The 24,200-nt window shown below is 66.1% G+C and carries 22 protein-coding genes; 9 read left to right on the top strand and 13 right to left on the bottom strand.

Features of this window, described 5'->3' with window-relative positions; genetic code table 11:
- Nucleotides 1-162: 162 nt before the first annotated feature.
- Entirely contained in the window at nt 163-1,737 is a 1,575-nt protein-coding gene (gene guaA, locus ABJO18_RS04235) for a glutamine-hydrolyzing GMP synthase (RefSeq protein ID WP_348506371.1), read from the bottom strand.
- A gap of 233 nt (nt 1,738-1,970) precedes the next feature.
- Between guaA and ABJO18_RS04230 the strand changes: the two genes are divergently transcribed.
- The 3 genes from ABJO18_RS04230 to ABJO18_RS04220 all read left to right on the top strand — a co-directional run bounded on the left by ABJO18_RS04230 (nt 1,971) and on the right by ABJO18_RS04220 (nt 4,301).
- On the top strand, nt 1,971-2,567 hold the full coding sequence (locus ABJO18_RS04230) for a YceI family protein (protein ID WP_348506372.1): 597 nt from the start codon (nt 1,971-1,973) through the stop codon (nt 2,565-2,567).
- 101 nt (nt 2,568-2,668) lie between these two features.
- On the top strand, nt 2,669-3,466 hold the full coding sequence (locus ABJO18_RS04225) for a sulfotransferase (RefSeq protein WP_348506374.1): 798 nt from the start codon (nt 2,669-2,671) through the stop codon (nt 3,464-3,466).
- On the top strand, nt 3,459-4,301 hold the full coding sequence (locus tag ABJO18_RS04220; RefSeq protein ID WP_348506376.1) for a sulfotransferase: 843 nt from the start codon (nt 3,459-3,461) through the stop codon (nt 4,299-4,301). Before ABJO18_RS04225 ends, ABJO18_RS04220 begins: the two co-directional genes overlap by 8 nt.
- A gap of 192 nt (nt 4,302-4,493) precedes the next feature.
- On the opposite strand, the gene ABJO18_RS04215 is transcribed toward ABJO18_RS04220, so the two are convergent.
- The 4 genes from ABJO18_RS04215 to guaB all read right to left on the bottom strand — a co-directional run bounded on the left by ABJO18_RS04215 (nt 4,494) and on the right by guaB (nt 8,311).
- Nucleotides 4,494-5,807: an RsmB/NOP family class I SAM-dependent RNA methyltransferase gene (locus ABJO18_RS04215; protein WP_348506378.1), complete on the bottom strand. Its 1,314-nt coding sequence runs from the start codon at nt 5,805-5,807 to the stop codon at nt 4,494-4,496.
- 127 nt (nt 5,808-5,934) lie between these two features.
- Entirely contained in the window at nt 5,935-6,303 is a 369-nt protein-coding gene (locus ABJO18_RS04210) for a DUF3088 family protein (protein ID WP_348506380.1), read from the bottom strand.
- On the bottom strand, nt 6,300-6,716 hold the full coding sequence (locus tag ABJO18_RS04205; protein WP_291884411.1) for an MAPEG family protein: 417 nt from the start codon (nt 6,714-6,716) through the stop codon (nt 6,300-6,302). The genes ABJO18_RS04210 and ABJO18_RS04205 overlap by 4 nt, the downstream gene beginning before the upstream one ends.
- Before the next feature lie 125 nt (nt 6,717-6,841).
- The gene (guaB, locus tag ABJO18_RS04200) at nt 6,842-8,311 is read right to left on the bottom strand and encodes an IMP dehydrogenase (RefSeq protein ID WP_348515744.1); all 1,470 of its coding nucleotides are present in this window, start codon (nt 8,309-8,311) and stop codon (nt 6,842-6,844) included.
- Between the two features lie 174 nt (nt 8,312-8,485).
- On the opposite strand from guaB, the gene ABJO18_RS04195 reads away from it, so the two are divergent.
- The 4 genes from ABJO18_RS04195 (at nt 8,486) to ABJO18_RS04180 (ending at nt 14,450) form a co-directional block, all read left to right on the top strand.
- Nucleotides 8,486-8,746: a type II toxin-antitoxin system ParD family antitoxin gene (locus ABJO18_RS04195; protein WP_348508909.1), complete on the top strand. Its 261-nt coding sequence runs from the start codon at nt 8,486-8,488 to the stop codon at nt 8,744-8,746.
- Nucleotides 8,747-9,130: 384 nt separating this feature from the next.
- Nucleotides 9,131-11,176 carry an EAL domain-containing protein gene (locus ABJO18_RS04190; protein WP_348515743.1) on the top strand — a complete coding sequence of 682 codons (2,046 nt, stop codon included), beginning with the start codon at nt 9,131-9,133 and terminating at the stop codon, nt 11,174-11,176.
- Nucleotides 11,177-11,406: 230 nt separating this feature from the next.
- Nucleotides 11,407-13,089 (top strand): cache domain-containing protein, encoded by a 1,683-nt coding sequence (locus ABJO18_RS04185; protein ID WP_348507353.1) that lies wholly within the window; start codon nt 11,407-11,409, stop codon nt 13,087-13,089.
- Between the two features lie 35 nt (nt 13,090-13,124).
- Entirely contained in the window at nt 13,125-14,450 is a 1,326-nt protein-coding gene (locus tag ABJO18_RS04180; protein WP_348507354.1) for a DcaP family trimeric outer membrane transporter, read from the top strand.
- 21 nt (nt 14,451-14,471) lie between these two features.
- Here ABJO18_RS04180 and ABJO18_RS04175 read toward each other — a convergent pair whose 3' ends face one another.
- Together ABJO18_RS04175 and ABJO18_RS04170 are read right to left on the bottom strand one after the other, a co-directional pair.
- A complete protein-coding gene (locus tag ABJO18_RS04175) occupies nt 14,472-15,233 on the bottom strand; it encodes an RlmE family RNA methyltransferase (protein ID WP_348507355.1) in 762 nt (253 codons plus the stop codon).
- Nucleotides 15,230-16,336, bottom strand: a complete 1,107-nt coding sequence (locus ABJO18_RS04170) for a Ppx/GppA phosphatase family protein (protein ID WP_348507356.1) — start codon at nt 16,334-16,336, stop codon at nt 15,230-15,232. Before ABJO18_RS04170 ends, ABJO18_RS04175 begins: the two co-directional genes overlap by 4 nt.
- Before the next feature lie 232 nt (nt 16,337-16,568).
- Here ABJO18_RS04170 and hspQ point away from each other — a divergent pair, with 232 nt between their 5' ends.
- Complete coding sequence (gene hspQ, locus ABJO18_RS04165) at nt 16,569-16,904, top strand: heat shock protein HspQ (protein WP_348507357.1); 336 nt, start codon at nt 16,569-16,571, stop codon at nt 16,902-16,904.
- A gap of 233 nt (nt 16,905-17,137) precedes the next feature.
- On the opposite strand, the gene ABJO18_RS04160 is transcribed toward hspQ, so the two are convergent.
- From ABJO18_RS04160 to ABJO18_RS04135, 6 genes are all read right to left on the bottom strand, one after another.
- Nucleotides 17,138-18,667, bottom strand: coding sequence for a class I adenylate-forming enzyme family protein (locus tag ABJO18_RS04160; RefSeq protein ID WP_348507372.1), 1,530 nt, complete (start codon nt 18,665-18,667; stop codon nt 17,138-17,140).
- A gap of 345 nt (nt 18,668-19,012) precedes the next feature.
- Nucleotides 19,013-19,276 (bottom strand): DksA/TraR family C4-type zinc finger protein, encoded by a 264-nt coding sequence (locus tag ABJO18_RS04155; protein WP_348507359.1) that lies wholly within the window; start codon nt 19,274-19,276, stop codon nt 19,013-19,015.
- A gap of 304 nt (nt 19,277-19,580) precedes the next feature.
- The gene (locus ABJO18_RS04150) at nt 19,581-20,588 is read right to left on the bottom strand and encodes a fumarylacetoacetate hydrolase family protein (protein ID WP_348507360.1); all 1,008 of its coding nucleotides are present in this window, start codon (nt 20,586-20,588) and stop codon (nt 19,581-19,583) included.
- Nucleotides 20,589-20,649: 61 nt separating this feature from the next.
- Entirely contained in the window at nt 20,650-21,645 is a 996-nt protein-coding gene (locus ABJO18_RS04145) for a hypothetical protein (RefSeq protein WP_348507361.1), read from the bottom strand.
- A gap of 38 nt (nt 21,646-21,683) precedes the next feature.
- On the bottom strand, nt 21,684-22,313 hold the full coding sequence (locus ABJO18_RS04140) for a carbonic anhydrase (protein WP_348507362.1): 630 nt from the start codon (nt 22,311-22,313) through the stop codon (nt 21,684-21,686).
- A gap of 163 nt (nt 22,314-22,476) precedes the next feature.
- Nucleotides 22,477-22,944, bottom strand: a complete 468-nt coding sequence (locus tag ABJO18_RS04135) for a tetratricopeptide repeat protein (RefSeq protein WP_291884443.1) — start codon at nt 22,942-22,944, stop codon at nt 22,477-22,479.
- Nucleotides 22,945-23,151: 207 nt separating this feature from the next.
- Between ABJO18_RS04135 and ABJO18_RS04130 the strand changes: the two genes are divergently transcribed.
- On the top strand, nt 23,152-24,060 hold the full coding sequence (locus ABJO18_RS04130; protein WP_271187777.1) for a LysR family transcriptional regulator: 909 nt from the start codon (nt 23,152-23,154) through the stop codon (nt 24,058-24,060).
- The last annotated feature ends 140 nt before the right edge of the window (nt 24,061-24,200 follow it).

Here is a 24,200-nt window from a genome sequence, read left to right as displayed (position 1 = left end):
CTTTTCAGAAGCCGGACTGCTGATCGCACAGATGCCATCGTCTTGCACAGGTGCACGCCTCAGAACGCACGCTGAAGCGTTCCATCAAGGAAACTGCCTCGTCTCGGAAGACGAGGCCGTCTGGCGCGACAATCGGCAGCAAGAGACGGCAAGAATCCGTGCCTACTCCCACTCAATCGTCCCCGGCGGCTTGGACGTGACGTCATAGACCACCCGGTTCACGCCGCGGCATTCATTGATAATCCGCGTCGCCACCCGGCCGAGGAAATCGTGTTCGAACGGGTAGTAGTCGGCGGTCATGCCGTCGACCGACGTCACCGCGCGCAGGGCCAGGACGTGGTCGTAGGTGCGCTCATCGCCCATCACGCCGACGGTGCGCACCGGCAGCAGCACCGAGAAGGCCTGCCAGATCTTGTCATAGAGGCCTGCCTTGCGGATCTCGTCGATATAGATGGCGTCGGCCTTGCGCAGGATGTCGGCCTTTTCCTTGGAGACGGCGCCGGGAATGCGGATCGCCAGGCCAGGCCCCGGGAAGGGATGGCGGCCGACAAAGGCTTCCGGCAGGCCCAGCTCGCGGCCCAGCGCGCGCACCTCGTCCTTGAACAGTTCACGCAGCGGTTCGACCAGCTGCATGTTCATGCGCTCCGGCAGGCCGCCGACATTGTGGTGCGACTTGATGGTGACCGAAGGGCCGCCATCGAAGCTGACGCTTTCGATCACGTCCGGATAGAGCGTGCCCTGAGCGAGGAAGTCGGCGCCGCCGGCCTCTTTTGCCTTGGCCTCGAAGACGTCGATGAAGAGCTTGCCGATCGTCTTGCGCTTCTTTTCCGGATCGTCGATGCCGTCCAGCGCCTCGAGGAAAAGTTTCTCCTCATCGGCATGGACGAGCGGGATGTTGTAGTGCTCGCGGAACAGGGTCACCACCTCGTCCGCCTCGCCCAGGCGCATCAGGCCGGTATCCACGAAGACGCAGGTCAGCTGGTCGCCGATCGCCTCGTGCAGCAGTACGGCCACGACCGAGCTGTCGACACCGCCGGAGAGACCGCAGATAACTTTCTTGTCGCCGACCTGGGCACGCACCTTGGCGATCGCCTCGTCCTTGAAGGACTTCATCGACCAGTCGCCGGTCAGGCCGGCAATCGTGTGGGTGAAATTGCGCAGCAGGGCCGCGCCGCGCGGCGTGTGAACCACTTCCGGGTGGAATTGCACACCGTAGAAACGGCGGTCCTCGTCGGCGATGGCGGCAAACGGGGCATGACCCGATTTCGCGATCACCTTGAAACCCGGCGGCAGAGCGGAGACCCGGTCGCCATGGCTCATCCAGACGCGTTCCTCATGACCGACCGGGCCGAAGCCCTCGAACAGCGGGCTGTCCTCGATCAGGGTGATGTCGGCACGGCCGAACTCGCGATCGTCCGAAGCTTCCACCGCCCCGCCCAGCTGGGCGCACATGGTCTGCTCGCCATAGCAGATGCCCAGCACCGGCAGGCCGCGGGTGAAGACGCTGTCATCGGCGCGCGGGGAATTGTCCCAGTGCGTCGAGTGCGGCGAGCCGGACAGGATGATCGCCTTGGGGTCGAAATCGTCGATGAAGGCGGCGTCGGCGCGATTATAAGGGTGGACCTCGCAATAGACGCCACTTTCGCGCACGCGGCGGGCGATCAGCTGGGTCACCTGACTACCGAAATCGATGATCAGGAGTTTCTGGTGGTTCTGGTCGATAATATCGTCGGTCATGCGCGCACGGGCCTGCAGGCGCAGGCCTCCCGGAGGTCAAATTGTGAGGAAAGGGCCGAGTCGAGGTTCAGCATGCGGCCGGATAGCGCGTAACGGGCAAAATGGCTAGAGGGCACGGGCGCCCCGTATGCAACCGGGCAGATGTTTTCCCGGCGCCCGGCCCGGTTTCCCTTGATCCCGGGCTCCGGGGGCTTCACCTATAGGGCGCCCGCATTCGCAATCTGGAGACTCTCATGCGCCGGTTTCGCCACGCCCTTCTTCCCGCCGCTCTGATCCTCGCGGCCTGCGCCCAGCCCGCGGCTCAGGGCAATGACTGGCAGCTCGACAGCGCGACCTCCTCGGTCGGCTTCGTCTCCATCAAGTCCGGCGAGATCGCCGAGACGCATCATTTCACGAACCTCACGGGTTCGGTTGCCGAGGACGGAACGGCCGAACTCCTGATCGCGCTGGACAGTGTGGAAACCGGCATCGATATCCGCAATGAGCGCATGCGGGAACATTTCTTCCAGACAGGCGAGTATCCGCAGGCCCGGCTGACAGCGCAGATCGATCTTGCGGCCCTGACCGGCCTGGAACCGGGCCAGCGCACCACCCTGCCGCTGCAGGGCACGCTGGAACTGCACGGCGTCAGCCTGCCGGTCGAGACCGAGGTTACCGTGACCGATCTCAATGGCGAGCGCGTGCTGGTGGAAACCGCGCAACCGGTCCTGCTCCATGTCGATGATTTCGGCCTGGCAGACGGTCTCGCCACGCTTCAGGGCCTGGCCGGCCTGCCCTCGATCACACCGGTGGTCCCTGTGACAGCGTCACTGGTGTTCGAGCGGGAGTAATTGCATTACACCTCTGTAATACATTGAATTAGTTTAACTTACCGGATAGCCGCCCGTTATAGTAGACGCCCCACTCTCGTCACAGCGAGGGATGCGGCGCGATGCAGTATGCAGTTGGAAAATCTCCGATTTTCATCGGCGGCGCGCCCCGCTCAGGCACCACCCTCCTGCGCGCCATCGTCAATGCCAGCCGCAATATCGTCTGCGGGCCGGAGATGCGGGTCATCCCGGCGTTATGCCACCTGGCAGAGCAGATCGAGACCTCCCATCTCGACGTTCTCTCGACCGACTACGGTCTGGATGCCGATGCGCTGAATGCCCGGTTCGCAAAGACGATCGACACACTTCTGTCGCCCTTGCACGTCCGTACCGGCGCGCGCGTAGCCGAGAAGACGCCGGCCAACATCCTGCACTTCAGCCAACTGCGCCGGCTCTTCCCGGACAGCCCGCTGATCGGGATTGTGCGTGACGGGCGCGATGTCGTGGCCTCGCTTCTTTCGATGGACTGGCGCGACAGCAAGGGGCGGCCGATGGCGATCACGCAGGATGCCGGGGCGGCCGCCGAGCTTTGGGTGCACAGCGTCCAGGCCGGCGCCCGCATGCATGACGATCCGAATTATCTGGAACTGCGCTACGAGCGCCTTGTGACCGATCCGGAGAACGAGATCGAGCGGCTGTTCGACAAACTCGGTGAAGACGCGGCCGCCAAAGCCCGTGCCCTCGATCACGCCCGCCATTTTGACCGCGATGCCGGCTCGACCGAGTCGAGCGCCGAACGCGTCGCCCAGCCGATCGACGCCTCGGCGATCGGACGCTGGCAGCGCGATCTCGACGACCGCCAGCTGGCACAGATCGACGCCGTTGCCGGCCGCGTCCTGCGTACGCTCGGCTATGCCTGAGCCGGCTGACCCCGCCCCCGGCGACGGTCAGCGCCTGGTCTTTGCCGGCGGTTGTCCGCGCTCCGGCCTCACCCTTCTGCGCCGGCTGGTCGAGCCGCACAGCCGCATCCATTGCGGACCGGATACCGGCCTGCCGCCCGCCATCGCCATGCAATGGCAGGCCTTCGCCAGCCAGCTGGGCGATCTGCACGCGCGCGATTTCGACCTCCAGGCCGAGGATATGCGCCAGGCCATGGCAGACCTGCTGACGGGCCTGTTCGAAGTGCCGCTGGCGGCCGATCCGCGCCGCGTGCTGATCGAGAAGACCTCGCTCAACATTGCGGCATTCGAACAGCTCGGGCGCCTGCTGCCGCGAGCGAAGTTCATCCATGTCGTGCGCGACGGGCGCGATGTCGCCGCCTCGCTGCTCGAACGCGACTGGCGCGATGCCAACGGCCAGACCTATCCGCATGTCAGCCGGCCCGATGCCGCGCTGAAATACTGGTTCGATCTCACAGGGATCGGCCTGCGCGCCGAACAGGCCCTGGCCGGCCGGATCCACCGGGTGCGCTATGAGGATCTGGTCAAACGGCCCAAGGCCACGCTGACCGCGCTGACGGCCTTCCTCGGGCTGGGCTATGAACCCGCCATGCTCCACTTCGCCGGCCGGCCTGTGGAGCTGAAGGGGCTGGAGCGCGACAGCCTGCCCCTGATCAATTCAGCCCTGACCCAGCGCCGCATCGGTGCCGGCGCGGCGCTCGACGCGCAGGTCACGCCGCAGGTGCGGGCCCGGCTGGACGCCCTGGGCTATGCGGCGGCTCCGGCTCCGGGACGCCGCCGGAAGGTGCGCGGCTAGTGCACCGACCCATCCTTCCCCTTGATGGGGAAGGTGTCCGGCGCAGCCGGACGGAAGGGGTGAAACCCGGTAGTGGCCGTTTGAGTGTGTAGCCGGAAACACCTTGCTCCCACCCCATCCACCCCGCCTTCGGCGCGGTCCCCCTGCCCCATCAAGGGGCAGGATGAAGCGGGTGGCGCCAAAGCCGCCAGCCTACCCCACCCGCTCCATCACGCAGATGTAGAAGCCGTCAGTGTCGGTGCGGCCGGGCGAGAGCTGGATTGCGCCGTGTTCGCCGACGCAGGGCTCCAGCATCGCGCGGGCGCCTTCGGCGAGGTGGCCGCTGGCTTCGATCACATCGAGCGCCGGAACCGGTTTGAACGCATCGGTGCGATCGAGGAAGGCCGTGACCCGGTCGCCGTTTTCCTCCGGCAAGACCGAACAGGTGACATAGACCAGACGGCCGCCGGGCTTCACATAGCGCCAGGCGCGGTCCAGCACCGTGTCCTGCTCGGCCATGCGCTTTTCCAGCGCCGCGGGTTTGAGACGCCATTTCGCATCGGGCCGCCGGCGCCAGGTGCCGGTTCCGGTGCAGGGGGCATCGCAGAACACGACATCCATTTTCTCAGCAAATTCGGACAAAGCCTTGTCTTCATTGCCATCATGAACCTGCACATTGCGCGATCCCGCCCGTTTCAGGCGCGGCCAGATGGCCCGCAGCCGGCGCCAGTCCAGATCCCAGGCGTGAACCTGGCCGGTATTCATCAACAGCGCTGACAGGGCGAGCGTCTTGCCGCCTGCACCGGCGCAATAGTCCAGTATCTGCAGGCCCGGCCGCGCTCCGGCGGCCAGTGCCGCCAGCTGGGAGCCGGCATCCTGCACCTCGACCCAGCCCTTGCCATAGGCGGGAATGCTCTCGGCGGCGGCGGCCTTGCCCCGCGGATCGCGCTGGGCAATGCGAATACCCGAGCGCACCAGAGGGGTATTTTCAGCCGCTTTGAGTTTCGAGGATACTTCCTTGAAAGCCTTGTCGAAATCCGCCTTCAGTTCATTCACTCTCAGATCGACCGGAGCCCGCGAAGAGAGGGCATGCCCCTCCTCCGCCGCCGCATCGCCGAAGGCGCGCAGCAGGCTCTCTTCCAGCCATTCGGGCACATCGGCCCGCACGTGGAGCGGGGCATCGGAAATGTCGCGGACAAGGCCTGCCCGTTCCGCTTCGCTCAGCGGTTCCGGCGCGTGCTCGTCGCCCTCGAACAGGGCGTCGATCTCGTCAGCGGACAGTCCCCAGATGCGGCCGACCGTACCCAGGGCGAGCGCCCGGGCCGAACCCTCACCCATCGCATGGGCGATCGATGCCTGGTGCCGCAACGCGTCGAGCACGAGGCCCGCAATCCAGGCCCGGTCGCCGGATCCGGCAAAGCGGTGCGCCTTGCCCCAATCGCGCACGGCGTCCTTCACCGGCTGGTGCTGACGCGTCAGCGTGTCGAGGATTTCAATGGCCGCAGCAATACGGGCGCCGTCTCTCATGGGGTGCGATCCTGTGCATCTGACGTCCCGGCATAACGGGGAAGTCGTCCGGCGCAAAGCGCCGGATCAAAAGGGCGCCTTCCCTAGCGCAAGCGGGACACGCCGGACAGTGCCGCGCGCAGGAGCGCTATTTCGGCCGGGCACCGCTATGGGTGGCTGCAAGCTGGCGGCAGATCGTCTTGGGATCGGTGAAGATGCGAAGGCCGTTCACCACGGCCTCCGGCTCCTCGTGCGCCACTGTGTCCCCTGCGAGGATCAGGGTCGGCGCGTTCTGGTGGTCGGCGTCCAGCAGGGCGACGATCTCGGCCCGCGGCCGGGCATAGTCGACGCGCACCAGGGTGATGGCATCCACCCAGTGCGGATTGACCGCGAGCGCGCCCTCCATCGTGCAGCAATCGGCGCACAACCAGGGACCGCCATCGGCGTCATCCCACTGGCCGGTCAGCAGGAAGAGCACATCTTTCGACAGATCGAGCGGCGGCTGGTCCTGCATCATCGGGTCAGCACCTCGATGGCCATGAAGACCCAGAATGCAGCCAGCACGAGCACGCTTGCCAGGAAGGCCGCGAAACGGTGCAGCATGTGGTTGGTGGTGATGTGGATCGCGACATGCACGATGCGCAATCCGACCCAGATCCAGGCCAGGGTGAGCAGGAGATCTCCGGCAACGCCGAACACGCCCGCAAACAGCACGCCGGCATAGAAGAGGATCGGCGTTTCCAGCTGGTTCTGGTAGGCGTTGGAGACTTGCATCGACCGTTTCGGCCACGCCTTCTGCCCCAGCGCCACCTCGGACACTTTCACCTCGCCCCGCCGGATAGCGGCTGTCCGGGTCAGCCCGGTCGCAATCACCAGCGCGAAGGTCAGCGCCACCTGCACCAGGACCGGATAGAGAAAAGCCGTGTTCATTGCATCACTCCCCTTTTGCAGCCGCACGTCCGGCGGCCCTGCGCGACCCTAGGCAGGCTTTCCGGCGAACGACAGCCATCCGCAATGGATGGCTGCCATACACCGGTTTTGGCAGCGCCAGGAGACTAGCTCGTGGTCGGGTAGTTCGGCGCTTCGCGTGTGATCTTCACGTCGTGCACATGGCTTTCGCGCAGGCCCGCATTCGTAATGCGCACGAATTGCGCGCGGCTGTGCAGATCGGCAATCGTGCGCGAACCGGTATAGCCCATGGCCGCACGCAAACCGCCCACCATCTGGTGCAGGATCGGACCAACCGGACCCTTGTAGGGCACCTGGCCTTCAATCCCTTCGGGCACCAGCTTCATGCGCTCGGTATCCTTCTGGAAATAGCGGTCGGCAGACCCGGCCGCCATCGCACCCAGCGAACCCATGCCGCGATAGGATTTGTAGGACCGGCCCTGGTAGAGGAAGACCTCGCCCGGCGCTTCTTCCGTGCCGGCCAGCAGCGAGCCGATCATCACGCAATGCGCGCCGGCCGCGATGGCCTTGGCCATGTCGCCGGAGAATTTGATCCCGCCATCGGCGATGATGCAGGCATCGGAACCCTCGGCTGCACGGCGGGCATCCATGATCGCGGTGAGCTGGGGCACACCGACACCGGCGACCACGCGCGTGGTGCAGATCGAGCCCGGCCCGATCCCCACTTTCACGCAGTCCGCACCGGCATCGATCAGCGCCTTGGCACCGTCATAGGTCGCCACATTGCCGGCGACGACACGGGCGGCGCTGGAGGCTTTCTTCACCCGGGTGACCTGGTCGAGCACCGATTTGCTCTGGCCGTGGGCGGTATCGATCACCACCACGTCCACGCCGGCTTCCATCAGGGCCACAGAGCGCTCGAAACCGCTATCGCCGACCGTCGTGGCCGCCGCACAGCGTAGACGCCCCTGGGCGTCCTTGGCGGCCATCGGGTGGGCTTGGGCCTTTTCCATATCCTTGACCGTGATCAGGCCGATGCAGCGATCCTGGTCATCGACCACCAGCAGGCGTTCGATCCGGTGCTTGTGAAGCTTGGCGCGCGCCTCGTCCTGGGAGGCGCCCTCGCGCACCGTCACCACATCGCGCGTCATCAGATTGCCGACCTTCTCGTTGGGGTCGTCGGCAAAGCGCACATCGCGATTGGTGATGATGCCCACCAGCTTGCCCGGCAGACCATTGCCATTGCCTTCCACGACGGGAATGCCGGAAATCCGGTGCTGGGCGATCAGGGCGCGCAGATCGGCGAGCGTCGCGTCCGGCGAGATCGTCACCGGATTGACCACCATGCCGCTCTCGAACCGCTTCACCCGGCGGACCTCTTCGGCCTGCTCGGCGATGGTGAGATTGCGGTGGATCACCGCCAGGCCGCCGGCCTGGGCCATGGCGATCGCCATGCCGCTTTCGGACACGGTGTCCATGGCGGCGGCCATCACGGGAATGTTCAGCCCGACATCGCTGGCGATGCGGGTGGACACATTGGCGTCGGCGGGGAGAACTTCGGACGGGCCGGGCTGCAAGAGCACGTCGTCGAAGGTGAGACCTTCGCGAATCTCCATGGGAGACTCCTTTCTGCTGCTTGCGGCGCGGCTTTAGTCCGGATTCGACAAGGAGGCAAGGGGGCGGGGTGCGACATCGCGGAATTGTCGCATTTGGCGAGGCCGGCACCAGGCAGGGATCTGCCGCCCGGCCCCGCATTGGCATATATTGCCACACTGACAAAGGAGCGCCTCATGGCCACACGCAATGTCGTTCTGACCGAAGCCCAGTCCGGCCTGATTGACCGGCTGGTGGCATCAGGACGCTTCCAGAATGCCTCGGAAGCCATGCGGGCCGGCCTTCGGCTTCTGGAAGCCGAGGAAGCGGAACTTGCCGTACTGCGTGACCGGCTTCAAACCGGCATCGCGCAGGCCCGGACCGGCGAACTCGCCGCCGGCAGTGGCGAAGACGCCGTCCGCCGGGCTTTCGCACAGGCTCGGGCAAGCAAGGATTGACCCGCAAGCGGGGATAACCCCGATCTTATCCCCACCCTGCAAAGACCGCGCATAATCACCTCACGGTCCGCTGTCGCCGGTGCACAGGCGTTGCGGAGCGGGTGGCGCTGAGGCGGGCACGATCGGCCGGCTTCTTAATCGGCTTCACCGGGTTGCAGACGATCCTGCGGGACTTCTCGTACCCATATTAGATACCGGATACCCCGAAGGGTCGTCTGCAATGCCCGCCCTCCGGCGCCGATGCGCCCGGAGACGCTGTCGTGCGCGCATGTGAGAAAAGCCAATATCCCCAATCAAATTGAGGACTTCCAGACACGAAATATCAATATGCCGCTGCGACAAACCGCCCCATAGCGCGACCAAAAAAGAAAGTTGGGGTTGGTCATGCGGGTGATTACCTGTCTTTTCACGGAACATAATCTCTGGCTGGTGCTTCTGGCAGCGGCGATGTGTGTCATCGGCTCCTTCGCCACCTTGCGGCTGGGCCGCCGCGCCGCGGCGAGCGAGGCCACGCCGGAACGCCTGGGCTGGCAGTTCCTGACCGCCGTCTGTGCCGGCTCCTCGATCTGGACCACACACTTCATCGCCATGCTGGGCTATCAGCCCGGCGTCCCCGTGAGCTTCGACGCCGCCCTGACCGTCATCTCGATGATCATCGCCATTGCCGGCACAGGCATCGGCATCCTGCTGTCGACCGCCCCGCTGGGCCGGCTGGCCAACCCGCTGGGCGGCGCCGTGTTCGGCCTGGCCATCGCGGCGATGCATTTCACCGGCATGTTCGCCTATCGCGTCGACGGGCTGGTCTCCTGGGACCAGGCCTATATCACCGCCTCCATCATCCTGTCGGTGACGCTGACCGCCCTCGCCTTCATGGGCGTGAAACGCTGGACCACGGGCGCGATGTCCTACGCGCCGGCCGGTATTCTCGTGCTCGCCATCGTCGCGCTTCACTTCACCGGCATGGCCGCCTTCGAAGTCACGCCGCTGGCCGGGATCGAGCACGGCGCCGACAGCGCGGCCTTCCGCGCCATGGCGCTGTCGATCGCGGTTGCCGGCCTGGTGATCGTCGGCACCGGCATGTCGAGCTATCTGATCGACACCCGCGTGCGCGAAAGCTCCGACGAACGCCTGCGCCACATGGCGCTGCACGATCCGCTGACCGGCCTGCCCAACCGCACCAGCTTCAATGCCTGCCTGGATGACTGGCTGGCCGAAGCCGAGGATGGCGGCGTGGCGGTGATCGGGATCGATCTCAATCGCTTCAAGGAAATCAACGATGTGTGGGGCCATGAAGCCGGCGATGCCGTGCTGTGCACCCTGGCCAATCGCCTGAAGGGCTTTGTCGGCAGCACGCATTTCGCAGCCCGCCTGGGCGGTGACGAATTCAGCGTGGTCCTGCGCACCGACTCGCGCATCGGCCTGCAGGAACGCGTCGAGGCGATCGAGAGCCTGTTCAACGACCCTGTCGTGTTCGGCGAGTACAAGTCGGCGACCGGTGCCAGCCTGGGCATTGCCGTCTACCCGCAGGACGGAAGCGACCGCGACACGCTGGTGCGCAATGCCGATCTGGCGATGTACAAGGCCAAGGTCGACCCGCTGCAGGATGTCTGCTTCTACGATACCGGGCTGGGCGAAGCGGTGCGCGAGCGCCGCGCGCTGGCGAGCGATCTGCGCGAGGCGATCGAGACCGACCAGCTGCAGCTGCACTACCAGGTCCAGACCGCGATCGGCACCGGCGACATCCGCGGCTATGAGGCACTGCTGCGCTGGACCCACCCGACGCGCGGACGCATCGGTCCGGACGATTTCATTCCGCTGGCCGAGGCCAACGGCCTGATCCTGCCGCTGGGCGAATGGGTGCTGCGCCGCGCCTGCGAAGAGGCCATGCGCTGGTCCGAGCCGCACAAGATCGCGGTCAATCTCTCCGCCGTGCAGCTGACCCATACCGGCCTGCCGCAGCAGATCCACCAGATCCTGATGGAAACCGGTCTGCCGCCGGCCCGCCTCGAGATCGAGCTGACCGAGACCGCCGTCATCAAGGACCGGGTTCAGTCCCTGCACATCATGCGGCAGATCAAGGCGCTGGGCGTGTCCGTCGCGCTCGACGATTTCGGTACCGGCTATTCCTCGCTGGATATCCTGCGCACCTTCCCCTTCGACAAGATCAAGCTGGACAAGTCCTTCACCGAGGAACTCGAGCACGATCACCGTTCGCTGGCCGTGGTGCGCGCCATCCTGGCGCTGGCCAAGAGCCTGGGCATTCCGGTGCTCGCCGAAGGCATCGAGACCGTGCAACAGCTCGACCTCCTGCGCAGCGAGGCCTGCGACGAAGGCCAGGGCTATTATCTCGGCCGCCCGGCCCCGATGGACGTGGTCAGCAATCCCGATAGCACGGCTTCGACGGTGGACCGGGACGACGCCGTGGCGTAACCGCACAAGGCCGCTTCAAGCGGCTTCCTGCGCGCGTTCATAACATATGACTGCGTCCAGACGTTGTGATTAGCGGCTGATTTGTCAGGACAATCTCTGTCCTGCGAAGTTGGCCGGCCACACGCCGCGATTTCGGATAACCTTTCGTACACAGCCTCGTCGTCATCTGGACCCTGGACGTAGTTCTGCCCGGGGCGGACATCCCCGAGCAGTCAGACAGGGGGTGCCGCATGGCACAGTCGATGACGATCAAGACCAAGATGGCGGTCATTCTTGCCACCGTCGTTCTGGGTTCGACCCTCATGATGGGGTGGAATGCGTATTCCACCTATCGCAGCCTTCTCAGCCAGCGCCAGACCGAGCTCGCAAGCCTCGTCGACAACGCGATTTCCGTGCTGGCAGGACAGCAGGCTCGCGTCGACAGCGGAGAACTCACGCCCGCCGAAGCCCGGACTGAAGCCGCCGCGCTGATCGAGTCGATGCGATATCGGGGCAATGAGTATTTCTTCATTATCGACGAACGGGCCCATTTCGTCATGCACCCCTTCCGCCCCGACTTGAACGGCACGGACGGCAGCGGGATGGAGGACCCCAACGGCGTCCGCCTCTTCGTCGAAATGGTTGATATCACCCGTGCCGAAGGCTCCGGTATGGTGCGCTACAGCTGGCCGCGCGCGGGGGAGACAGAACCGGCCCCCAAAATGACCTTCGTCGAGGGCTTCGACGGATGGGGCTGGATCGTCGGAACCGGCATCTATGTCGACGACATTCACGCCATGATGCGCAACAAGCTGATTGAGGCCGGACTGACCCTACTCGCCTTCGGCGGTATCCTGACCGCCATTCTCCTGGGCCTGACACGCTCGATCCTGGCTCCGCTGTCCAATCTCGGCGAAACCATGAACCGCCTGGCCGGTGGAGAACTGGAACACGCCATCGAGGAGGCCGGCCGGAAGGACGAGATCGGCATGATGGCCCGCCGGGTCGAGCATTTCCGCAAGGGCATGCTGGAACGCCGCGAGCTCGAGGAGAAGTCTGCGGCGGACCAGGCGGCACGACTTGCCCGCCAGGAACGGGTCGACGGCTTCATCCGCGAGTTCCGGGAAACCAGCCAGTCGCTTCTTCAGCGTGTCTCGGACAATGTCGGAACCCTGCGCGATGCCTCCCGCGCGCTGCAGGAGGTGACTTCCGATACGCTGTCGCAGGCAACGAATGCAGCCCGTCAGTCCAGCGAGACATCCAGCAACGTCCAGACGGTTGCCGCCGCATCGGAAGAATTGTCCGCCTCGATCGAAGAGATCATGAGCAATGTCGCCTCCACGGCGAAGACGGTTTCCGATACGGCAGACATGACCGAACAGACCAATGCCAAGGTCGCCGCGCTCAACGAGGCGGGCCAGCGCATCGGCACGGTCGTCAGCCTGATTTCTGACATTGCCGAGCAAACGAACCTGCTCGCACTCAACGCGACCATCGAGGCAGCACGGGCCGGTGAAGCCGGCAAGGGGTTTGCCGTTGTGGCGAGCGAGGTGAAGTCACTGGCCAACCAGACCAGCGGCGCGATCAGCGAAATCACCAGCCAGATCGAGGCTGTCCAGACTGCAGCGACTGAGGCCGCGCGGGCGATCGATGCGATCAGCGCAGCCATGGCGACGGCGTCCAGCACGACGGCGGCCATTGCTGCTGCCGTGGAGCAGCAGGGCGCAGCCACCTCGGAGATCAGCCGCAACGCCCAGTCGGCCGCGGACGGAACGCAAAGCGCGGCCAACAGTGCCAATCACGTGTCCGGGTCGGCCGAGACGACGATGCAGTCCTCCGGCCAGGTCGGTGAAGCCGCCGACGATGTCGCCTCGAACGCGGAAGCCCTGCGCAAGGCCATGGAAGCTTTCCTCGCCGATGTCGCGGCAGCCTGATGCCCGCCTTGCCGCCCAACAAGCAGGAACACGCCATGTCATCTCTCGTCCCCGCCCTGCGCCTTGCCGGGCTTACCGCTGTCCTGGCCTGCTTTGTCCCGGGTGCTGCACTTGCCGATGACCGGGCCGAGCTGGAAGCACGGATTGCTGCGCTCGAAGCCATGGTCGCCGAGCTGCGCGCCGACCTGGACGCCACGGCGGCCGGCCAGGATGCACCGCAAGACGGTGTCGTCCGCCTCGCCGCGCCAGCCAGCCCCGCTCCCGTGCGCAGCGCAGATCCGGCGGGCTTTGCAACCACGGCAGGCCGGATCGAGATGGGCGGTTTTGTCGATGCCGACGCCCATGTCAGCGACATCTCCGATGGCAGTATTGCGCCCGGATCGATCGCCCGGGACTTCTACATCCCCGGCGCGACGCCTGTCGGCGGAACCGGCGGCGACGCGGTGACCGACTTTACAGCCAAGGCCTCGCGCTTCTTCCTGGCGGCCCGTACCCCAACGGATCGCGGGGATGTGCGCGGGCGGATCGAGATGGACTTCCTCGGCTCGCCCGGCGGCGATGAACGGGTTTCCAATTCCTACAATCCGCGCCTGCGCGTGGCCTGGGTCGAGCATGATGGCTGGCGCTTCGGCCAGGACTGGTCGACCTTCCAGAACACAGCGGCAATACCGGAAAGCGTCAGCTTCTTGGTGGCCTCGGACGGCATGATCTTCGTGCGGCAGGCGCAGCTGCGCTACACGCGCGGCAACTGGCAGGTCGCGCTGGAAAACCCGGACACCACGCTCACGGCAACGACCGGCGGCCGGATCAACAATGGCGACAATGCCCTGCCCGATCTGGTGCTGCGCTACAATCGCAGCGGCTCTTTCGGCAATCTCTCCCTTGCCGCCCTGGCCCGCAATCTCTCCGGCCCGTCCGGCGAAGCGGAAACCGCCGGCTGGGGCCTGTCGGCCAGCGGCCGCATCCGTCTGGGCGACCGGACGGATCTGCGCGGCAGCATGACGGTCGGCGAAGGCGTGGGGCGGTATATCGGTCTCAACGCCGTCAACGCGGCCGCGATCGCTCCCGATGGTGAGCTCGAGGCCATCCCCGTGCTTGGCGGCTATGTCGCCCTGCGCCGGCAGACCGGCGAAACCGGGCGCTTCAATCTGGGCTATTCCCGCCTGGAGGCGGATCACCCGGACTGGCTCGACGGCACCCCGGCAACCCGCCGTGTCCAGTCCGGCTTTGCCAACTACATGACCGACATCGCCCCCGGCGTGACGGTAGGCGCAGAAGTCCTGGTCGGCGAACGCGAGACCGAAGACGGCCGGACCGGCACGCTGTCGCGTTTCACACTGTCGACGAAATACACCTTCTAGCCCGCAGCCGCGGCCGGACCGTCAGTCCTTGCGGCCCCGGAATCCCATCGCGACGACAAAGGTCTCGGCGCTCTCGGAGCGGCTGGCGTCGGGTTTGAAGTGGCGGACCTTGTCGAAATTGGCTTTCAGCAGGTCCAGCAATTCGCCCTCGGCGCCGCCCTGGAAGACCTTGGCGACGAAGAAGCCGCCGGGCTTGAGGGTTTCCAGGGCGAAGTGGGCTGCGAGTTCAACCAGGGCGACAATGCGCAGGTGATCGGTCTTCTTGTGGCCGGTCGTCCAGGGCGCCAGATCCGAGATCACGGCATCGGCGGGCCCGCCCATTTCGGCTTTCACCAGGTCCGGCGCGTCATCGGCCGAGAAATCGTGCTGCAGCAGGGTGGCCCCGGCGATGGGTTCGATCTCCAGCAGGTCGATCCCGACGACTTCGGCCGCGTCCTTCTTCAGCGCCACCTGCACCCAGCCGCCCGGCGCCGAGCCGAGATCGACGATCCGCATGCCCGGACGCAACAGATGGAAGCGCTCGTCCAGCTGGATCAGCTTGTAGGCCGCGCGCGAGCGATAGCCCTCCATCTGGGCTTTTTTTACATAAGGATCGTTCAGCTGGCGCTGCAGCCAGCGGGTAGAGGAGGATTTGCGGCCGCGCGCCGTCTTGACGCGCTCGAACATCTGCTTGGCCGCCCGGGCATCACCGCCCTTGGTAACGGGACCGGACCGGCGCCGGCGGCGACCGCCGCTCTCACCTTCGCCCTCGCCTTCGGGCTTTTCGCTGTCGTCGTCGCTCATTCTTCGCCATCCGTCTCGTCGCTGCTGCCGCGGCGCTTGCGGCGGCGCTTGCGCGACTTGCGCATCAGGTTCAGCAGCATGCCTTCGCGCAGCCCCCGGTCGCCGACGCGCAGCCGGTCCGCCGGCCAGGCTTCCGCCACCGCCTCGTAGATCGCACAGCCGGCAAGCACAAGCTCGGCGCGGTCCGAACCGATGGTCGGTTCCAGTGCCCGGCCCGCCACATCCAGATTGCGCAGGCGGGCGCAGGCGGCCAGCGCCTCCTCGCCCGACATCCACAACCCGTCCACGCGCGAACGGTCATAGCGCGGCAGGCGCAGATGCACGCCGGCCATAGAGGTCACCGTGCCGGACGTGCCCACCAGATGCCCCCGCCCCTCGCTGAACAGCGGCCGCATCGCGCGGGCACCGCGCGGGGTCTTCATCAGCCCCGCCGCATAGGCCTTCATCTCGTTATACCAGGCCTCGCGATCCTCGCGTTCGGGAAAGCGTTCGGACAGGGTGACAACGCCCACCGGCGTGGAGGTCCAGGACTTCATCGGCGGACGCCCGCCGCTTTCCGGTCCGCCGCGCTTGCGCCATTCGGCCAGATCCACCCAGGAGAGCTCCGTCGAGCCGCCGCCGATATCGATCACCAGCGCGGCGTCCTTTTCCGGATCCAGCAGGTCGACACAGCCATGCACGGCCAGACGCGCCTCTTCCTCCGGCGAGATCAGGTCGAATTCCAGCCCGGTCTCCGTGCGCACGCGCTCGAGGAAAGCCTCGCCATTGCCCGCCATGCGGCAGGCCTGGGTGGCGATGGAGCGGTAGCGGATGGATTTGTGACGGCGGATCTTGGAGGCGCAGATCTTCAGCGCCTCGACAGCCCGGTCCATCGCATCGTCGGAAAGATTGCCTTCGGCGGCCACGCCTTCGCCCAGCCGCACGACCCGCGAAAAAGCGTCGATCACCTGAAAGCCGCTGCCGGTGCGGTGCGCCAGCAGCATGCGGCAGTTATTCGTACCCAGATCGATCGCGCCGTACACCGGAGACGGCGCGCGTTTGCGCCGGTTCCGTTTGCGTCCGGCGGCGACCTTCCCCGGTTCCCCGGGTGATGGCTCCGCCATGATAGTCCTCTCGCCGTCCGGCGCGCCTGGGTCCCGGAGCGGGAGCACGAACCCGCAAGGGCCCGCCGGCGCGACACGAATCGGCCTGATACCGTTTCGAAACCAGAATACTCTCCCTGCCCCGGCCTGCAAGGATGCGTGACGCATGGCCCGTGTTTTCGTAGCTTATTGCCGGAAACACCCCATATGGAGGGGTATGAACACTATAATGGACGCGAGTCAGAGTACGCCCATGATCATTCGCCACGCCCGTTTCGGCCTCGGCGATGTGGTTCGGCACCGCCTTTTCCCCTTCCGGGGCGTGGTGGTGGATGTCGATCCGGAATTCGCCAACACCGAGGAATGGTACCAGTCCATCCCGGAGGATATCCGTCCGTCCAGGGACCAGCCCTTCTACCACCTGCTGGCCGAGAATGAGGACAGCTATTACGGCGCTTATGTCTCGGAAGGAAACCTGATCCCGGACGCCGAGAACGGCCCGGTCAGCCACCCGCAGGTGCCGGAAGCCTTCGAAGGCTTCGACGGCGAACGCTACACCCTGCGCGCCGGACCGGAGAGCGCGCACTAGGGTGCGTCGAACACCCTGTCATCCCGGCCGGATAGCCCGCGCAGGCGGGCTGGAGCGCCGGGACCCATAAACGCCGGCGTCGGCCGGAAGCAGGCTGGATAGCGCGAACAAATGGATGGGGACCGGGACTATGGGTCCCGGACCTGCGCCCCGCCTGCGCGGGGCATCCATCCGGGATGACAGATCAGCTTTTCTTCGCCGGGATGACAGCGAGCTGCATCGTCGCCCCCGCCTCAGCCCGCTTCATACCCCGCCTGCAACTCCCGCTTCAGCACCTTGCCGATGGCGCTGCGGGGCAGTTCGTCGATGATGCGCAGATCGGCGAGGCGCTGCATCTTGCCCAGCTTCGCATTGGCCCAGGCGAACAGCTCGTCGGCGCCGGCCGCGTCCGGTGAGGACAGGCACACGAAGGCGACCGGGGTCTCGCCCCAGTCCTTCGACGGCACGCCCACCACCGACGCGTCGGCCACGGCGGCGTGCTCCAGCAGCACGGCTTCCAGGTCCGCCGGATAGATATTCATGCCGCCGGAGATGATCATGTCCTTGGCGCGGCCGGCTATGGTGAAGAAGCCGTCGGCATCCATCTTCGCCAGATCGCCCGTGCGGATGAAACGCTCGCCCTGCGGCGATATCCATTCCGCCTCGCGCGTCTTGTCCGGCCGGCCGTGATAGCCGGTCATCATCGAACCCGAGCGGCCGACAACCTCGCCCACCTCGCCCGGCGGCAATTCGCGCCCGTCCGGCCCGATGACGCGGATATCGTGACCGGGCATCGCCTTGCCCACCGTGTGCAGCTTGTCCGGATGCTCGTGAGCAACAAGGGCGCAGGACCCGCCGCCCTCGGTCATGCCGTAGAATTCGATCAGACCGCCCGGCCAGCGGCGCAGCACCTCGGCCTTCAGCTCGGCCGAGAAGGGCGCGGAGGTGCAGTATTTCAGACGGAAGGCCGACAGGTCGAAAGCGTCGAAATCCTCCACCGCCAGGATGCGCTGATACTGCACCGGCACCAGCATGGCATGGGTCGCCCGGTGCTGCTGGGCCAGTTCCAGAAAGCCGCGCGCGTCGAATTTCGGCATCAGCACCACCGTGCCGCCGCCGGCCAGGGCCGGCAGGAAGGCGACCAGCGTGGTGTTGGAATAAAGCGGCGTCGATACCAGCCCCACCGCATCGGGACCGAACCCCGGCGGATCGGTCAGCTGGTTGTGCGGCCAGCGCATCTTGTGCGACTGGACGATCCCCTTGGGCGTGCCGGTCGTACCCGAGGAATAGATGATATTGAAGGCCATCTCCGGCGTGATCTCGACCGGCTCCGGCCGGGCACTCTCCGGCGCCATCCAGCCGTCCAGCGGAGCGCCGCGCGCGCGCTCTGTCAGCGCGATGAAATCTGCTTCGACCCCGCCGGCGACCGGTGCCAGATGCGCCGAGACGCTTGCATCGGTGAAGACATGGCTCGCCCCGCAATCGGCGATCATCCCGGCGAGCTGTTCCGCCGTGGCCGAGGGCGAGAGCGGCGCAATGGCCGCGCCGGTGCGCAGCGTGGCAATGAAGACGGCGACATAGTCGATCGAGGCCGCGGCACAGATCGCGACCGCACCGCCCGGCTTCACCCCGTCGCGCTGCAACGCCGCCGCGATCCGGTCCGCCCGCGCATCGAGTTCGCGATAGGAAATCCCCGCCTCGCCGCAGATCACCGCAGTCTTTTCGGGATCGGCCGCCACCTGCAGGGCGAACAGCCCGGTGAAGGTGCCGAAGGGCTGCTGCACATAATCCCGGATCGCACTCACCGCATCTCTCCCGCCATGGTTTGGAAACAGGGTATGCCTGTCCCGCCACATATTTATGCGGAAAGGTTAGCCTTGCGATCTACGGTATGGAAGGAGCCGGGCGCAGCACGCACAACACGCCATCGCTTCATCTGTCATCCCGGCTGAATGCCCCGCGAAGGCGGGGCGCAGGGCCGGGACCGATACGCGCCGATGTCGGCCGCAAGCAGGCTCCACCGCCGAGACAGCTGGATAAGCACCGGGGCTATGGGTCCCGGACTTCCGCCCGGCCCAGGACCGGGCATCCATCCGGGATGACAATCTGTGTGACGGTGCGAGCCAACCCTAACGCAGCTGGCTGTCCTTACTGCCGCGGCGGTTGATGCCGCCGGAGGGGCGGCGGGCATCGCGGCCGGACTGGCAGTCGATACAGGTCCGCACGCCCGGCAGGGCCTGGCGCCGGGCCAGCGGGATGGCTTCGCCGCATTCCACGCAGTATTCCGACCCCTCGCCTGTCGGCAGGCTGGCGCGCGCCGCGGCGACCGCGTCATTCGTGGAATCGTCGATCTGGTCCTGAATTGCGCCGTCGCGCGTCCAGCCACCCGCCATGTCGGCACCCGGTCTGCTATCGGTGTACGGAAGGATATGGCGGGTGAACGGGTGCGTTCAAGGGCGCCGAGAAGGGCTCGCCCCGCTTGCGGGGGAGCTGTCTGTCCAACCGCCCAAAGGTGTCATCCCGGCCGGATAGCCCGCGCAGGCGGGCTGCAGGGCCGGGACCCAAACGCGCCGATGTCGGCCGGAAGCAGGCTTCATCGCCGAGACAGCTGGAAAGCACCGGGGCTATGGGTCCCGGACTTCCGCCCGGCCCGGGGCCGGGCATCCATCCGGGATGACAATGGCGTGGGTGAGAAACCTACGCCTTCACCACTTCCTGTTCGATGGCGCCGAAGATGGAGTGGCCGGTCTTGTCCTTCATCTCGATGCGCACCGTGTCGCCGTAATTCATGAAGGGGGTTTTCGGCGCGCCGCTCTCGATGGTCTCGATCATGCGGATCTCGGCGATGCAGGAATAACCCACGCCGCCTTCGGCAATCGGCTTGCCGGGACCGTCGTCCAGCTTGTTGGAAACCGTGCCGGAGCCGACAATCGTGCCGGCGGTGACCGGACGCGTCTTGGCCAGGTGGGCGATCAGCTGCGGGAAGTCGAACGTCATGTCGATGCCGCACTCGGCCTTGCCGAAGGGTTCGCCATTATATTTCACCAGCAGCGGCAGGTGCAGCTTCTTGCCGTCCCAGGCCTCGCCCAGCTCGTCCGGCGTCACGGCGACCGGCGAGAAGGCGCTGGGCGGCTTGGACTGGAAGAAGCCGAACCCCTTGCCCAGCTCGGCCGGGATCAGGCCGCGCAGCGAGACATCATTGACCAGCATGACCAGGCGGATCGCCTTCTCGGCCTCTTCCACCGAACAGCCCATCGGCGCATCGCCCGTGATCACCGCGATCTCGCCTTCCATGTCACAGCCCCAGGCCGTGTCGCCCAGCGGGATATCGCCGCGCGGCGCGAGGAAGGCGTCGGATCCGCCCTGATACATCAGCGGATCGGTCCAGAAGCTGGCCGGCATTTCCGCCCCGCGCGCCTTGCGCACCAGTTCGACGTGATTGACATAGGCCGAGCCGTCGGCCCACTGGAAAGCCCGCGGCAGCGGCGACAGGGCCTCGCGCTCGTGGAAGCGTTCGCGCGGAATGGTTTCGCGCTCCAGCTCGTCGGACAGTGTGCGCAGCTCGCCCTCGCATCGCTCCCAGTCGTCCAGGGCCGCCTGCAGGGTCGGCGCGATGCGGGTGGCATCGGCACACCAGGCCAGATCCTTCGAGACGACGACCAGACGGCCGTCACGGCTGTCCGACTTGAGCGTTGCGAGTTTCATGATCGGTCTTTCCTTCGACGTTCGTGGATACCGGCCGCCCCTCTGCGGGAACGGTCCGGCGCTAGACCAGCGCGCCGGGCAGGCGCCCGTCGCGCGGGGATTGCGGGAATACGCCGTAGCTCCAATCGACGATGGCGTCGAGCTCCGGCCCCAATTGTTCGGCGATCCGTTCGGCTTCCGCGCGGCGGCGGTCAGGACCATGGGCCTGCCCCGTATCCTTGGCATCGCGGGTGAAGAGCGGCCCGGAGGCGGTCGCCGCGATATGGTCTTCGCCCAGCTCCAGCCCGAAAAACGCGTCGACAGCCGTGAGCCCCTGTTCCGGCGCGGCAACGAAGGCATCGCCGTCGAGCCAGGCGAAACGGTCTGCCGCGCCCTGGGCGCGCGCTTCCAGCATGGCAGCGACCTGCATCTGCCAGACGAGGGCGGCGATCTGCAGGTCGGACATCTGCATCAACTGGCGCGGGTCGGTGCGGGCGACCGGATGCCCGTCCATCGCGAAGATCGTGAACAGCCGCCGCGCAAAGGCCCGTCCCGCCTCGCCCTTCTTGGCGATGGAGATCAGGAAGGCGCGCAGCTGGGAGGTGAGGAAGAGATGGCGGCTGTCCGGGAAGAGGCGCACCACATCGCCGATCAGATTGTTGACCGTATTGGTCGGCTTGAACGTGACATGGGTCTCGCCGGCGAAGGGCTGGCTCAGGGCGCCGAGAACGGGTTTCAGCCAGGTATCGGACACCGCCCGGCCCTCGCGCCGCTTGATATTGGCGACCTCCATCAGGGCGGCCGGCTCCTTCAGGCTCAGATTGACGCCCGGCCGGTCGAGACAGCGCGCCAGCAGGGTCGAGCAGCAAAAGGCGGTATGCCAGATGAAGACCGGCGCGGCCGGCTTGTCCGGCTGCGGCAGCTCGCTCAGCGACACCCCCCGGGTGCGGCAGCCGGTGCGGTCCCAGCGCTCGTCCAGGAAGGCGGTATCGGCCAGGCTGTCACGCGTGGTCTGACACAGGCGCACCGCCCGGTTCTGCGCATCCAGCGCATCGGGGAACCACAGCGCGTCCGGCATGCCCGTGTCCGTCAAATCCCGCTCCCTGCCTGCCGGTCTCAGACCGCGCCGAACGCGCCGTCCTCACCCAGCCATTCCAGAATACCGTCATGAATGGAGAAACGCGCGCCGTGAAGCTCCAGACCGCGCCGTTCGATGGCGTCGCGCACGAAGGGGAATTGCTTCAGGCGTTCCAGGGAATGGCGGATCGAGACCAGCTCCAGCGTGTCGGCGATCTCGGCCAACGGCGCATCGCCCAGCTCGCCGCTCACCTCGGCCCGCGCCGGCTCCATCGTGCTCAGCCAGGGGCCCAGATAGGTGTTGGGCAGGCCGTCCAGCCCGGTGGCGCAGGCTTTCACGCCGCCGCAATCGCCATGGCCCATGACCAGCACGCCCTTGACCTTGAGCACTTTCACCGCGAATTCCAGCGCCGCCGAGACGCCGTGCAGGCCCCCGCCCTCTTCCGCCGGCGGCACCAGATTGGCGACATTGCGCACCACGAACAGCTCGCCCGGCGCGGCGTCGAAAATCGCCGCCGGATCGACCCGGCTGTCCGAACAGGCAATCACCAGCGTGTGCGGCGTCTGCCCGTCGGCAAGCTCGGCATAATGCGCCCGCTCGACCCGGAAACGGCCATCCTTGAAACGATGATATCCTGAAATCAGGGTCTCTGGCGGCTGAAACGACATGAACACCTCCGGCGATGCCTGTGCCCCTCAACGGGCATCTTTGCCAGCGGTTCTAGTTGCAATCGCAAGCAACGGGAACCCGCAGCCGCAGGCAAAAAAGGCCGGCCCCGCGAACGGGACCGGCCTCCAGTGTCGTGCATTTCGCCTTGGCAGTCTGGGAGGATTACCCGGCAGTCGTGCACTGAGCCATGGCCAGATTGGCCTCGACCTCGTCCTCGCCGGACGAGGCTGCATTCGCCGCCTGGAACGCCTCGACAGCGGCCGCACGGTCGCCGGAGAGCCACAGGGCCACACCGCGATTATTCATTGCGCGCCAGGCATCGTCGCGCATCTCGATGGCCGCATCGCAGGCGGCGATCGCCATCTCGTACTCGCCCGTCGCAGCGTAGGCGGCGCACAGATTGGTGTGGGCGGCCACTTTGTGACCCGGCGCACCGGAACCGGCGACGACTTCCTCGCCGAAATGGATGGCTTCCGGCCACTCGCCACGGCTCACCGCATTGTACTGGGCGCGGATCACGCCGTTGGCGGTGCGGTGGGCGGCAAATTGCGGTTCGGCATCGCAGGACTGGGCCAGGGCCGCAGACGAAGACACGGCCGCCAGGGCCGCCGCGAGAAACACAGAGCGCATGGTCACTCCCTCAACAAGCGCGACCCTTCAGGGGTGTCCGCCAGGGACAGAACGGGCTCCGATCCGCTCTCCAGGCCGCGCGACCATTCAAGACTGGCAGGCAACGCCGCCCGGAAGCCGCGAAAACCTTGTAAACAGCGTTCAGATTTAGAACGAAGTTATGCGAATGGAATTGACGAATTCAGGATCGCCGGAATACATATTCGTATGGATGACTGGTCCGATTATCTAGTCTGCCTGGCCATTTCCGAGGCCGGCAGCCTGACCGCCGCAGCGTATCAGCTGGGCGTCAGCCAACCCACCGTGACCCGGCGCCTGCAGGCGCTGGAACGCCGATTCGGCGAGCCCGTTTTCGAGCGCGAGAACGGCCAGTCACGGCTCACCCCCCTTGGCCAGAAGGTTATCGCACATGCCAAGCGCATGCGCGACGAGGCGTCTGCCATCGAGCGCGCCGTGATCGCCCAGGACCAGTCCCTTTCGGGCCTGGTCGTGGTCTCGGCCTCCGAAGGCATCGGCGCCGACTGGCTGCCGCGCGCCCTCGTCTCCTTCCAGCGCGCCAATCCGGGCATCGGCATCGAGATCGCGATCAAGAACAATTCCGCCAATCTGGCCGACCGCGAAGCCGATATCGCGCTGCGCTGGAACGGGCCCGGCACACAGCAGAGCCTGATCGGCCGCCGCGGCGCCACGGTCGGCGCAGGGCTCTACGCCTCGAAAGACTATCTCGACCTGCACGGCCGTCCCGAACAGGTCGAGGATCTCGCCGACCATGCCTGTGTCGGCTGGTCGATGGGGGATTATTTCGGCTGGCCGGCCAATGCCGACGGCGCCCCCGTCCTGCCCCGCCATGTCTCGATGAAGGCCAACTCCCCGGCCAGCCATGTCATGGGCATCGAGGCCGGCTTCGGCGTCGGCGTCACCTCCCACCGCCTCGCCCGCCGCAACCCCAACCTGGAACGCCTGTTGCCGGACTTCGAGTCCTCCCTGGACCTCTGGGTCGTCGCCCACGAAACGGTGCGCAAAAGCGCCCGGGTACGCGCCGCCTTCGACCACATCATCGCGCAGATGCAGGCGGACGGGGCGTATTTTACGCGCGGGGAGGCTTCGATTTTGTGAGGGGGGAGGTGTGTCTGCTTTGGCGCAGGAGCGGGCGCTGCGATGTCGTGGCAGGACCTCCCTCTCGAAACGACCGAGAAGGCGGTGAGAGCGCGATTGACGGATAAATATTCGCGCATCATGCACCGGACAGGTCGGCG

This window comes from Maricaulis sp. (assembly GCF_039978735.1).
Lineage (GTDB): Bacteria > Pseudomonadota > Alphaproteobacteria > Caulobacterales > Maricaulaceae > Maricaulis.
Note: the sequence above shows the minus strand (reverse complement) of the source record. Positions and strands in the feature narration are given on the sequence as shown.